The following is a 14546-nucleotide window of genomic DNA, read 5'->3' as shown; positions in this document are numbered from 1 at the left end:
TGCTGTTTTAAAATCGGTTTGATCAATAATTTTGCAATATTTAACTTTTTGTTCAAATGTAAAATGTTTGGACATAAAAATAACACTCCTTTATTTTGGAGTGTCAAATTTTTTTCACCTAACTTAAAACTCACAAACAATGTGAGTTTTTATTTTTATTTATAAGATAATTTTTCTTCGTGAGTTTCTTTAGAATATGATTTAATAAATTCTGTCATCAAATCTATCGTTGCTTGTATATCTAATAAAGAAGCAACACCTATAGGGCTATGTAAATATCTTTGAGGAATTGAGATAGTCATTACTGCAGCACCTCCAGGAGCAAACTGTAATTCTGCAGCGTCAGTACCTCCGCCACCTGCTACATATTTATAGGTAGGAATTTCTTTTTCCTTTGAAATTAAATCTAAATAATTAATTAATTTTGGATCAGGTAATGTTCCAGAATCTTTTACTAAAATACTTACACCTTTACCTAAAACAGGTGTACCTTCTTTTGCACCTGTTGTATCATGAGCTGCTCCAGTATCAACAGCAAACGCAACATCAGGATTAATTATCGAAACTGATGTTTTAGCACCACGAGTTCCAACTTCTTCTTGAACTGTACCAACTAAATAAACATCTGCATCTAAATCTAGATCAGCAATATTATTTGCAACAAATTCTAAAATAGTCACTCCTGCTCTATTATCCATCGCTTTACCACCAACTAAATTATTTGCTAATTCTACGTATTCTCCAGTCATGAAAATTTTGTCACCAATATTTATTTTAGCTTTTTCAACTTCTTCTTTAGATTTAAAACCTAAATCAACATATAAATCATCATTTTTTACTGCTGATTTATACATTTCAGGTGTTTGAATATGAATGCTTGTATGTCCAAAAACACCCTCAAACCTTTCGTTTGTTTCTGAAGAAATAACAACTGCTCTTGTACCTATAGCGGTGTTTGCTCATACACCACCAATCGGTGTAACCATTAAATTACCATTATCTTTAATTGTTCTAACCATGTAACCAACTTCATCCATATGAGCTGCTAACATAACTTTTGGTGCATTTTCTTTTTTAGATTTTTTAAAGAAAATTACAGAACCCATTTTATCTCTTTTGATTTCAAAAGCACCTTTTTTAATATTTGCTTTTAATTCATCAACAACCGGTTCCTCAAATCTTGATATCGCTTCAATTGACATATATTTTTTAAGTCTTTGAGCTAAATTTTCGTATTTTTTATCCATATTTTCTCCTTTTAATAAATTTTACACTTTATTTTTATATACTATATAATTTTAAACTTAATGAACAAAATTTATATTTAATTTAAAAAAATAACCACTCATTTTTTAAATTAGTTAAACTTCATTTACTTTTTAAAATATAGTATTTATGATATAATAATATTACTTCTAGTTAGTTATACAATAAAAAAGGAGTTGTGCTATGCACAGCTCTTTGTTATTTTAAAGGAGTTTTATGGACTATAAACAAAAATTAATAGGTGAGTTTGGTGATATTATTTTGGAAGCAAAAATGATCCAAAATGATTTTGGGCCAACTTTAGAAGTTACTGTAAATCACACAAACCTTAAGGATGTAGAAACACTTTCTAAAAAAATATCATTATTTTTAGAAACTCAAAAATGATTTACAGATAACCACTACTTAGAGGTTTTATCTAAAGGTTTTGATACTAATATCGACATTGATCAATTAGATAAATTTATTAATAAAGATGTAACTTTAAAACTTAAAAAATCATATTTCGGGCAAGATATTTTTGTTGTAAAAATACTTGAAGATAAATTAGATAGTTTTATAGCATCTTGAAACAAAAAAGGACAATTCAAAAAAATTGAATTTGAGAAAAAAGATATTTTAAACGCTGAATTATATATTAAATATTAAAGGAAAATATGGCAAGAAAAGATACAAAAAATAAAGAAGATCTTAAATTAATTTCAGAAAAAAAGATTTGATATGAAATAGTTGAAAATTATGCAAATAAGCATCACTTTAGTTTCGATGTAGTTTTGGAACTTTTTAGAAATGAAACTCAAAAGGTTTTTGAAAGAGATATCGACCCAGATGCTCAAATAGTTTGAGAACCAAATCATGAAGAAAAAACAATTACTATTTATAATGTTGCTGGTAGTGTTGAAGAAGAAGATTTTGAAATTGATTTTGATGATAATAACGACTTGAACTTCGACCAACAAAGATTAATCAGCATGAATTACCAAGATGCTATTAAATTAAATCCTAACGTTAAATATGGTGATAACATAAGTATTGAATTTAACTTTAATTCTTTAACACAAAGACAAAAAACAGCAATAAATAACGGTTTTAAATCTGAATTAAAATCAAAAGAAAAAGAAAGAATTAGAGAAGTATTTGGTGACAAAATAGGAAAAGAATTTGATGGTAAAATTAAGCATGCTTTACCAAAAGGTGGTTTTCTAGTAGAAATATTAGACGATGAAAATAATGTATACACATCACATTTAAATAGAAATAAAGCCACAAGAATTAGAGAATTACATCCTGGTTCTTCAGTTAAGGTTATTCTTGAAAAAGTGAATTATGATAGTACTTTAAATGTTTTAGAAGTATCTATGATTAAACCTCAACAAGTAGAAAATATTTTAAAAGAAACTATTGCTGAAATTGCTAACGGTGACATTATAATCAAAAAAGTGCAAAGAGCACCAGGACTAAGAACTAAAGTTGCTGTTATGCCAAACCCAGATAAAAATTTTGATTTCGATATAATAGGATCTATTTTTGGTGAAGGTGCAAAAAGAATTATTGCAGCTTCTAATCTTTTAGGAGAAAAAATAGATATCATTAGATATTCAGAAAATAGAAAAGATTACATTATAAACGCATTATCTCCTGCAAAAATTATAGATGTTGCAATACACAAAAAAACTGGTAAATGTTTCGCTATTGTTGATGCGGATAATATAACAATCGCAATAGGTAAACGTGGTATTAATAACGATTTAGCTTCTAAACTAACTGAAAATATAATTAATATTATCGCGGTTGATGAAGCTATAAAAAGAAAAATTCCATTTAATCAATCAGGGTATAAACCAGCAAGAGAATATGATAAACCATTATTTGCACATAGTGAAAGTAAGACTGTAAACAAAAAATCTAGATCAAATAATTACTTTAAAGATATAGATTTAAAATTTGAAGAGTTTGATAAAGATGTTAGTGAATTTTTAAGATCTACAAGATCTATGGAAGAAAAAGAAATAACTAACGAAAAAGAAACTAATAAAAAGACAAAAAGAGCAGATAAATCTAATAAACAACTAAACTTTGATGATGTATTTTCTGAATTAGAATCAAAATTAGAAGACACTTCTGAATTTCAAGAAGAAAATAGCGATTCTTATGATTTCGTTAGCGAATTAGGTAAATATTACGATCAAGATATGTCTGATTCAGAAACAACTGAAGATGAATTTGAATTTAGTGACGATAATTTAAGAAAATCTACAAACGATACCGCTAATAAAAATAAGAAAAAAGTTATTGAAGAATACAAAAAAATCAAAGATTTTACTGTTGACAATGATTTAGTTAGCTACGGTGGTTTAAGCTTAGATCTTGATTTAAGCGAATTTAACGATGATTGAGAAAAAGAAGAAAATTAATCATAATTTCTCAAGAAAATGCATTATAACAAATCAAATAGTAGATGTAAAAAATTTAATTAGATTTAACTATTTAAAAAATAAAAATCATGTAACTTTAGATTTAAAAAAAGAGCTAAATGGACGTGGGGCATATTTTATACCCTCAGAAGAAAACTGAAATAAAATCAAAAAAACAAAAGCTTTAAATAGAGTTTTTAAAAGCAATATTTCAAATGATAATTACATTGAAATAGAGCAAGAATTAAAGGAGGTCTTTTTATGGCTAAAAAAACACAAAGAATAAGTAATGTTAATGACATTAAACAACAATTACAAACTACAAAAACTGAAATCAAAGATGGAAAATTTATTTTTACTGGTAAAATGTCTATAAGTGATTTTTCAGAAGTAACAAAAATTAATTCAAACGAAATTATTAAAAAATTCTTCATGGCAGGTAAAATGTATAATTTAAATCACATTTTAGATGAAGAAGAAATCGCTGAATTATGTCTTGAAAATAATTTAGATTTTCAAAAAGAAACTAATATTGATGGATCTAACTTTTTAGATGAAGTTAATTTTGAAGATAAAGAAGAAGATTTAATAAATCGTAGCCCCATAATTGCAGTAATGGGTCACGTTGACCACGGTAAAACAACATTAATTGACAAAATTAGAAACACAAATGTTGTCGAAACCGAATCAAGTGGTATAACACAACATACAGGTGCATATCAGATTAAACATAAAGATAAAAAAATAACATTCTTAGACACTCCAGGTCATGAAGCATTTACAAAAATGCGTGCTCGTGGTGCAAAAGTTACAGATATTATTATATTGGTTGTTGCTGCCGACGATGGAGTTATGCCACAAACAGTAGAAGCAATAACACACGCTAAAGCAGCCAACGTTCCTTTGATTGTTTTTGTTAATAAAATGGACAAACCTAATAAAGATTTAGATAGACTTAAAGGTGAATTAGCAGAACATGAAGTTATAGTACCAGAATACGGTGGTGATGTTCAAATAGTATATGGTTCAGCTCTTAAAGGTGAAGGATTAATAGACTTATTTGACGAAATTACATTACTTACAGAAATATTAGATCTTAAAGCAAACCCTAAAAGATATCCAATAGGTACTGTTATTGAATCTAAAATAGATAAAGGTGCTGGTGCTGTATCAACAGTTATAGTTGAAAATGGTACTTTATACAAAGGTGATTTTATTGTTGCAGGTTCAAAATATGGTAGAATCAGAAAAATAACTAACGCAAATGGTTTAGAAATTGAAAAAATTGAACCAGGGCAACCGGGAGTTATTACAGGATTGAATTACGCTCCTGATGCTGGTGATAAATTTATCGGATTTAATGATGAAAAATTTGCTAAAAAATTGGCTAACGAAAAGGCTTTCGCTGATAAAATGGACTTATTGCATCACAAAAATGTAGAAGCAATAAATGCTGAAGGTAAAAAAGTCATAAACGTAATTATTAAAAGTGATGTTCATGGTACAAGTGAGGCTATAAAAGGTCAATTATCAAATATGGAAAACGAGGAAGCTACTATAAAAGTTATTGCAGCTAGTGCGGGTCATGTTAGTGGTAGTGATTTACTTTTAGCTCAAGCATCAAATGCAATAATATTCGTTTTTAATTTAAAAACTCCTTCTACAATTAAACAAAATGCCGCTGCTCAAAATATTACAATTATAGAACATAGTGTTATTTATAAAATTTTAGAAGATTGTCAAGCAATGCTCGACGGAGAAAAAGCTCCTATTTATGAAGAACGTAAAACTGGTGAAGCTCATATTATAAAAGTGTTCTTTTACTCAAAAGTTGGTAAAATTGCCGGAGCAATGATGGATACAGGTTTAGTAAAAGAAAAATCTAAAGTTAAGGTTTATCGTAGAGGTAAGTTAATTCATGAAGGTGTTATAGATAGTCTAAGAAGAGAATTAAATGACACTAAAGAAGTTGTAAAAGGAAAAGATTTTGGTACTCATATCAAAAACTACAACGATATTGAAGAAGATGATGTATTAGAATTTTACGAAGACGTAAGAATAAATTAAAAATTAAGGTAAAATTAATTAGTATGGAAATTAAAAAATTAATTAGAGACGTCCCTAACTTTCCAAAAGAAGGAATTATATTTAAAGATATTTCTCCTTTGTTAGCTGACGGAGAAGCACTAAACTACACAATTACTAAAATAGCAGAACATGCTAAAGAAGCTGATATTATTGTCGGTCCAGACGCTAGAGGTTTTCTTTTCGGAACACCAGCAGCAACTATACTAAAAAAACCATTTATAATGGTTAGAAAACCAAATAAATTACCAGGTGAAGTTATTTCAATGGAATACGATTTAGAATACGGAAGTAATAAATTAGAATTACAAAAAGGTTTCGTAAAAAGCGGTCAAAAGGCCGTAATCATTGACGATGTTCTTGCTACAGGTGGGACAACAAAAGCTATTATTAAACTTTTAGAATCACAAGGGGTGACAGTAACAAAAGTTATCGTTTTATTAGAACTAAAAGACTTAAATGGTAGACAATTAATCGGAGAAAACATTGATGTTGTTTCATTAATTGAAGTATAAAATTCTCATAAAAAAAGACTCAGTTAATTTCTGAGTCTTTTTTGATTATTCAAATTGTTCAAATTCGAATTCGTAGTCATCTCCCATTTGATTTGTTTCTAATTGATTGTCATCATAGTTGTAACTAACAATATCGTTTAAATCATAAATAGTATCTGATTCGTCTAAATTTTGACCTAACGCAATTGTTGGGTCATATTTTTCTTTAAAGTATGATTTAGGATCTCTAATATCATATTTACCTTTTAATTCATAATTACTATTTGTACCTGCCGGGATTTTGTGACCTAAAATAATATTTTCTTTTAATCCGTCTAATTTATCAATCCTCATACCTACTGCAGAGTTAACTAATATCTTAGCAGTTTCTTGGTAAGAAGCAGCTGATAATCATGAATCAGATAAAAGCGGAACTTGTTTAGCACCTTTAATTTTTACTTCACCATACGCAGGTTTTTTACCTTGTGCAAGTAGTTTCCCATTTTCTTTTTGATAAATAAATGTATCAACTAATGCACCATTAAAGAATTTAGAATCTCCTGTATCAATAATCATAATTTTTGATAATAATTGTCTTATGATAATTTCAATATATTTATCTGAAATTGTAATACCTTGTAAACGATATAATCTTTGAGTTTCTTTTAATAAATAATTTTGAACGGCTCTTGGTCCTGCTGCATTTAATAATTCATTTAAAATTACAGGTCCTTCAAAAATCTTTTGTCCTGGTGTAACTGAATCACCTTTTTTAACACGTAATTTTTGAGAAATTTTTCCATGGTAATCCACGTGTGTTTCTTCACCTTTTGAATTTTTTTGCGAAACGGTTACTATTGTAATATCTGTTTCTTTACCTGTTTCTTTATTTTTAGCTTGTTCTATTTTTGAAATTTTCCCATAAACTGTAGAAATAACAGCCGGTTTACCTCAAGGGAAGTCGTAAGCATCGATAAGTTCGATCAATCTACCGAATCCACCTGTAATATCTTCAACTCCAGCAACCCCTCCTGTATGGAATGTACGCATTGTAAGCTGTGTACCAGGTTCACCAATAGATTGAGCAGCTATAACTCCAACGGCTTCTCCAATACTTACAACTCTATTTGTAGCAAGATCTTTACCATAACAGTGTTGACAAACACCATTACGTGTATGACATGATAGAACTGAACGAATTTCCACAACTTCTTTTTTATGAACATTTACGATTAAATCTGCAAGTTCGGGTGTAATTAGTTTATTTGCACCAATTATTTCATTTCCATGATCATCATAAATTGCTTTGTTTGTATATCTACCTTCAATTCTATCGTATAAAGATTCAATAACTGTATCAGTTTTGGTATCTTTAATATCTTTAACAGGGAATCCATAATCTGAGTGACAATCATTTTCACGAACAACAATGCTTTGTCCAACATCAACTAATCTACGTGTTAAATATCCTGACTTAGCTGTGTTAAGAGCTGTATCTGTAAGTCCTTTACGAGCCCCGTGTGTTGATGAATAAAATTCATACGCACTAAGACCATCAAGGAATGATGATTTAACAGGAATTTCAATTGTTGAACGAACAACACGATCATTTTCAGCATCGGCTTTAAGTATTTTTGTGTTGTTATTCATAAGTCCACGCATACCAGCTAACTGTGTAAAGTTAGAAGCGTTACCACGAGCACCTGAACTCATCATCATAAATAATGGGTTATCTAAATCTGATTTTGTAACTTCTTTAAGTTCTTTTTCAATTTCGTCTTTAACTTTTGATCAATTTTGAATTGTTAATTTATATCTTTCATCATCAGTTAAGTATCCATTTTCAAAATACTCTTTAAGTTCTTGTGTATGTTTATCACCTTTTGCAATTTTTTCTTTTGTGGACTCAAGTGTTTTAACATCATTCATTGAAATTGTAATTCCTGAAAGTGTTGAATATTTAAATCCTAAGTCTTTAATTGCATCAAGAACAAACGCTACAATATTTGTATATTTAAATCACACTTTTTCAAGTACAGCTGTATATTTTGTAATATCTCATTGATATTCTTGCATACCTGAAGTAACATTTTCGTTTGTTAATGTTTTCTTGGTTTTGAATCAAATTTTCTCAAATTCTTCTTTTATAAAATTATTAATTAAATTTGCATGAGATTCTGGAATGCTATCATTTTTGTAGTCTTTTAAAGCTAAACATTCTTCTAACATATTTTCATAATTAATGCTATTAACTTTATCAATAACTTTTGCTATATCTTCCATAGAAACGACATGAACATAGTTTTCATATACTTTTCTAATAATTTTAGCAATATCTTTTTTGGTTAAGCTTAAATTTGCTTCTTTATTTTTTAACTCTTCAATAAAGTTTGTTCCATATTCAAAAGTGTATCTTTCAAGTTGTTCTTTAACGCTTGAAGTATGAATATTTTCTTTTTCACCAACTACTTTTAATTCACCGTTTTCCTCTTTGTATTTACGTTCGATGTTTTTACCAAAAATAAATTCAAAATCAATAGGGAATACATTATTCAATATAAATTTTCCTACTGTTGAATAAATATACGGTCTATCAGTTAATTTTTCTAACATTTTTGATTTATTTAAAGCTTTAATAGGTAATACAACTCTTGTATGAAGAGTAACATTTCCTCTTTCATAAGCTAACAACATTTCATCCATTGTTGGGAAAAATTTACCTTCTCCTTTAGCACCTGGTTTTTCTATTGTTAAATAGTATAAACCTAAAATTATATCTTGGGAAGGGTTAATGATTGGCTCACCATCTTTTGGACCAAGAATATTTTTTGAAGCTAACATTAGTTCTTTAGCTTCTCTAACAGCTTGATCTGAAATCGGTACGTGAACGGCCATTTGGTCCCCGTCGAAATCGGCGTTAAACGCAGTTGTTACAAGTGGGTGAAGTTTAATAGCCTTTCCACGAATTAAAACAGGTTGGAATGCTTGAATTGATAAACGGTGGAGTGTAGGAGCACGGTTTAAAAGAACAGGTCTACCCTCAATCGCCTTTTCTACATATTTTCAAATAATAGGATTTAAGTTTTCAATTAATTTTTTAGCTGTTTTAATACTTGTAATATTATCTTCATTATTTATTAATTCTTTGATAATTCATGGTTCAAATAATTTTGCTGCCATATCACGAGGAATACCAACTTCGTGCATTCTCAACTCAGGTCCACCAACAATAACACTACGTCCAGAGTAATCGACACGTTTTCCTAAAAGGTTTTGACGGAAACGTCCTTTTTTACCGGTAAGAGCATCAGAAATTGATTTAAGTGGTTGATTATCTTTTGCAGTAACTGGATTTGGTTTTTTTCTACCATTGTCAATTAAGGCATCAACAGCTTCTTGAATCATACGATATTCATTTTGCTTAATCAACATAGGTGCATCTGCATTATTTCATTTTTCCAAACGACTATTTCTTATTATTATACGACGGTAAAGTTCGTTAACATCACTTGTAGAATGTCTACCACCGTCAAGTTGAACTAAAGGTCTTAAATCCGCAGGAATAACAGGTAAGTTATAAATTAACATGTCTGTAGGTTTTTGACCTGACTTAATAAATGAACTAATAATTGTAAGTCTTTTATATAATTTAGATCTTTCTTGTAACTTAGAACTTGAGGCATAATTATTTCCTATTTCTAAGTTAATTTTATCAATTTCAGATTGAACAAGTTTACGCTCTTCTTCAAGATCAATATTTTCTAATAAATATTCAATTGCTTTTGACCCTGTTCCTATTTTTGCTGTTGTATATTCTTCGATTAAATCGTTGTAGTGATAAAAATCAACACCAAATGATTTTCCATCTTCAGATTGAGCAACTTCAATTAATTCATCTAAAGTATCTTTAATATCTTGAAGAATTTCTTCATCATCATATTGTAATGTTAACATTTCTTCAAGTGCGGCACGATAAATATTAGGTGCCTCATTAATATCAATAATTGTATTCTTTTTAAGAGATTTTAAATTACCATTATCTAAAACTATATGTGATTTATAATAAATTAATTTTTCTAAATCTGCTTTTGTAACTGGTTTATTTGAATCATTAACTCTTAACCCTAATAATTTAGAAATTATTGAGTGATCTATTTTGAAGAATCAAAAGTGAACAACAGGATTATGAAGTTTAATATGACCCATTCTACTTCTTCTTGAAATTTTAGGTAGTATAACAGGCTTATATTTTTCACATTGAGGAGTTTTAGTACATATATCATTTTCGTCAGTCTTTTTATACTTTGTACCACAAATGGCACATTTATAATCAGTAACAGGTCCGAAAATTAACTCATCAAACAAACCATCTTTTTCTGGTTTATATGTCTTGTAATTAATTGTTTCAGGTTTTCTTACTTCACCATTTGATCATTGTGCAACATCTTCTTTTGTTGCTAATGAAAGTGTTATTTTGTTAATATAATTTTTAGAATTTTTATTCACTGTCTCCTCCGGCTTCAAATTGTAACATATCGTACTCATTTTCGTTTTCGTACTCATCTAATGATTGTTCTGAAACTTCTAATTTCATTCCTAAACCTTTAAGCTCATAACTTAAAACATTAAATGATTCTGGTGTACCAGGTTTAGGTAATTCTTTACCTGAAACTAAAGCACTATATAAAGCATTTCTACCTTGTATATCATCTGATTTATAAGTTAATATTTCTTGTAAAACATTTGTTGCACCATAAGATTCTAAAGCTCATGTTTCCATTTCACCAAATCTTTGACCACCATTTTGAGATTTACCCCCTAATGGTTGTTGTGTAATCAATGAATATGGACCTACTGAACGACCATGCATCTTATCATCAACCATATGGTTAAGTTTAAGCATGTACATAACACCAACAGAAACTGGTTTATCAAATTTTCTACCTGTAATAGGATCTATTAATGTTTGTTTTCCCGATTTATCTAAACCTGCTTCTTCTAGAGCAGCTTCAATATCAGGCTTTTTAACACCATCGAATGATGGAGTAACAAATTTAACATTTAATTTTCTAGCTGCCATACCTAAGTGCAACTCTAAAATTTGACCAATGTTCATACGAGAAGGAACCCCTTGTGGATTTAACATAATATCAAGTGGTGTACCATCTTCTAAGTATGGCATATCTTCAACAGGTAAAATAATAGAAACGACCCCTTTGTTACCATGACGTCCAGCCATTTTATCACCTGGTTTTAATTTACGTTTTTGAGCGATTGAAACTTTAACTATTTTTTCTACACCTTCTTCTAAAACATCGTTATTTTCCTTAGAAAGAACTTGGATATCAATAACAGTTCCTCCGTGTCCGTTTTTAACTTTTAATGATGTGTCTTTGTAAGCTAATGATTTTGTACCTAAAATAGCATTTAAAAGTTTTTCCTCTTGAGAAGGATTTTCTTCTCCTTTTGGAGATGTTCTACCCACTAAAACATCACCAGGATTAACATCAGAACCTAATTTAACAATTCCGTATTCATCTAAATTTCTAATTGCATATTTAGAAACATTAGGAATATTTGGGGTTAATTCATCTTTTCCTGCTCTTGAATTTCTAAATTGAATTATATGCTCTTCAATATGTATAGATGTGTAGACGTCTTCTTTAACAAGACGTTCATTAATAATGATAGCATCCTCGAAGTTATAACCATTTCATGTTGTAAATCCAACTAAAACGTTTTTACCTAATGACAATTCTCCGTCTTTAAATGATGAACCATCTGTAAGTAAATCGCCCACTTCTACTCTATCATTCAATTTAACAATTGGTTTTTGATGTATGATTGTACCTTGGTTACTTCTTTCAAAAGTTCTTAACATGTATTTGTCGGTAACTCCTGTTTCATCTCTTTTGATATGAATTTTTGAGCTATCTACAAATGTTACAACACCAGCATTTTTAGCTGTTAAATTATATGATGAATATTTAGCAATATCGGATTCAATTCCCGTTGCGATAAGCGGAGCTTCAGTTTGTAATAACGGAACAGCTTGACGTTGCATGTTTGAACCCATAAGTGCACGGTTAGCATCATCATTTTCTAAGAAAGGAATCCCGGCAGCAGCAACTGAAACCATTTGTTTTGAAGAAACTTCAATAAAATCGACGTCTTTTGGTGTTCCAATTAAATAGTTATAATCACGTCTAATTGTTAGTGACTCACTCACTATTTTATTATTATCATCAATTTTAACTAAAGATTGAGCAAAAGAATACCCAATTTCCTCAGCTGCAGTTAAATAACGAACATCTTCATAATCTACTACACCATCATTAACTTTAAAATATGGAGTTTTTAAAAAACCTAAATCATCTACTTGAGCAAATGTTGCGTAGTTAAGTATAAGACCGATATTAAGACCTTCAGGTGTCTCAATAGGACAAATTCTTCCGTAGTGTGTTGCGTGAACGTCACGAACTTCAAATTGTGCAGTATCACGACTAAGCCCACCAGGACCTAAAGAAGTTACACGACGTTTATTAGAAACTTCAGCAAGTGGGTTTATTTGATCCATAAATTGAGAAAGTTTTGAAGAGTTGAAGAAAGTTTTCATTTGATTTGTTATCAATTTATTATTTGTAACATTTTTAGCTGTTATTTTTTCAGTTTCTTTGGCTCCCATGCGTTCACGGGTTGTTTTTTCTAACTTAGAAAGAGCGATCATAATTTGAGCTTCTAATAATTCACCAACAGAAACAATACGTTTGTTAATCAATGAATCCGGATCATCGTCTGAACCTACACCGCATGTTAAGTTAAAGTAGTAATTAATTGCAGCTACAATATCAGAGATTAATAAATGTGTTTCTGTTGATTGAGGATCATTACCAATAACTAAAACTGGTTCTTCTGGTTTTAAATTCATTCATTTTTTACTTGGGTAAACCTTAACTCTTATTATCTTGATACGTTTTCTAAGTTCTGGATTACCAACTTGTTGACCATAAAGATTTAAACCTTCAGGTCTATAAATTTTATGATAAACATGTTCTGGATCAATGTTTTCAATTTTTTTACTACTTAAAATTTTTGTGTCAAATAACGATTGAATATCTTTAGCAATTTTTAAAGTTATTAAAATTCCTTTTTGATAAAGAACTTCTCCGTCTTTGTTTACAATGTCTTCTGCTAAATATGTATTTGTTATACGATCAACTAGTGAAAGTTTTTTATTTAACATATGACGACCAGTTTTCGATAAGTTATATCTTCTCTTATCAAAAAGCATAGAAGGTAAAAGAGATTTTTTAGCTTCTATTGTATCTCTATCACCTTTTCTAATTGTTTTAAATATTTCTTCTTGAGTTAATTCAATAATTTGTTCTTGAGTTAATTCACTATTACTTAAAATCTTATCTTTCTTTAATGTTTCTTTTAATAATTCTGTCTCACCAAAAAGTTTAAACATCATTGATGGTGTAAATCCAAATGAACCTAGAAAGGTTGGTAATGAAATATTTTTACTTTTATCTACTTTTACCTTAACAGAGTCAATTGAGTTAGAAGTAATTTTATGTGATACTTCAAATCATGAACCTATTCTTGGTAGTATTTCTAACTTATTGAACAAATCATCAGATTGTTTATTACGAACACCAAGACCAAAATATGCACCGGGTGAACGAATCAACTGACTAACTATAACTTTTTCAGAACCATTGATAATAAAACTTCCACCTGAAGTCATATGTGGAACTTCTCCTAAAAGAACTTTTTCACTCTTTAACTGACCTGTTTCAATATTTTCAACTTTTAATGTTGCATAAATTTTAAAACTATAGTTAATTCCTTTAGTTTTACATTTATTTATTTCATCTCATTCACTTGTAATTTTTTTGTATGGATACTCAATTTCAAGTGAACCTTTAACATATTCTAATTTCATTTTACCAGCTGTAATAGGGTAAATTTCTAAAAGAGAATCTTGAATACCATTTTTAATAAATTGTGCAAAACTTTCTTTGCTTATTTTTAAAATATCAAATAACGGAAGAGATTTTTTTGTAATAGAATAATCTCTTCTTAAAGTTTTGGGACCAAATTTACGAATTGTATATTTTTTATTTTTATCGTTTTCGACAACCATTTATTTCCTCCAAATTAATTGCAAAATGACTTTTATTACTTATATTTAAAAGTATTGAAATTATAGCACAATTTAAAATAAATTTTAATAAATATTTGGTAATTAATAAAAATAGTGTATATATAGGATTTATTTTTT

At 29.1% G+C, this 14546-nt stretch carries 8 protein-coding genes; 5 read left to right on the top strand and 3 right to left on the bottom strand.

Annotation, left to right across the window (positions count from 1 at the left end; genetic code table 4):
- Nucleotides 1–155: 155 nt before the first annotated feature.
- Entirely contained in the window at nucleotides 156–1247 is a 1092-nt protein-coding gene (locus tag N9R85_RS01875) for a M42 family metallopeptidase (protein WP_262858338.1), read from the bottom strand.
- A 235-nt stretch (nucleotides 1248–1482) separates the two neighbouring features.
- Between N9R85_RS01875 and N9R85_RS01870 the strand changes: the two genes are divergently transcribed.
- Genes N9R85_RS01870 through N9R85_RS01850 form a run of 5 tightly spaced genes read left to right on the top strand, consistent with a single transcriptional unit; the run spans nucleotide 1483 to nucleotide 6280 of the window.
- Nucleotides 1483–1914, top strand: a complete 432-nt coding sequence (locus tag N9R85_RS01870; RefSeq protein WP_262858337.1) for a ribosome assembly cofactor RimP — start codon at nucleotides 1483–1485, stop codon at nucleotides 1912–1914.
- Between the two features lie 8 nt (nucleotides 1915–1922).
- Complete coding sequence (locus N9R85_RS01865; RefSeq protein WP_262858336.1) at nucleotides 1923–3680, top strand: NusA N-terminal domain-containing protein; 1758 nt, start codon at nucleotides 1923–1925, stop codon at nucleotides 3678–3680.
- Complete coding sequence (locus N9R85_RS01860) at nucleotides 3655–3966, top strand: YlxR family protein (protein WP_262858335.1); 312 nt, start codon at nucleotides 3655–3657, stop codon at nucleotides 3964–3966. The genes N9R85_RS01865 and N9R85_RS01860 overlap by 26 nt, the downstream gene beginning before the upstream one ends.
- Entirely contained in the window at nucleotides 3942–5747 is a 1806-nt protein-coding gene (infB, locus tag N9R85_RS01855) for a translation initiation factor IF-2 (RefSeq protein WP_262858334.1), read from the top strand. Before N9R85_RS01860 ends, infB begins: the two co-directional genes overlap by 25 nt.
- 23 nt (nucleotides 5748–5770) lie before the next feature.
- A complete protein-coding gene (locus tag N9R85_RS01850; protein ID WP_262858333.1) occupies nucleotides 5771–6280 on the top strand; it encodes an adenine phosphoribosyltransferase in 510 nt (169 codons plus the stop codon).
- A gap of 45 nt (nucleotides 6281–6325) precedes the next feature.
- Here the strand turns inward: N9R85_RS01850 and N9R85_RS01845 are convergent, their stop codons facing one another.
- Nucleotides 6326–10765 carry a DNA-directed RNA polymerase subunit beta' gene (locus N9R85_RS01845; RefSeq protein WP_396888745.1) on the bottom strand — a complete coding sequence of 1480 codons (4440 nt, stop codon included), beginning with the start codon at nucleotides 10763–10765 and terminating at the stop codon, nucleotides 6326–6328.
- Complete coding sequence (gene rpoB, locus N9R85_RS01840; RefSeq protein WP_262858331.1) at nucleotides 10758–14408, bottom strand: DNA-directed RNA polymerase subunit beta; 3651 nt, start codon at nucleotides 14406–14408, stop codon at nucleotides 10758–10760. The genes N9R85_RS01845 and rpoB overlap by 8 nt, the downstream gene beginning before the upstream one ends.
- Nucleotides 14409–14546: the final 138 nt, after the last annotated feature.

The organism is Mycoplasma sp. CSL7503-lung (assembly GCF_025515455.1).
Lineage (GTDB): Bacteria > Bacillota_I > Bacilli_A > Mycoplasmatales > Metamycoplasmataceae > Mycoplasmopsis.
This window is presented reverse-complemented; position numbering and strand designations above follow the sequence as displayed.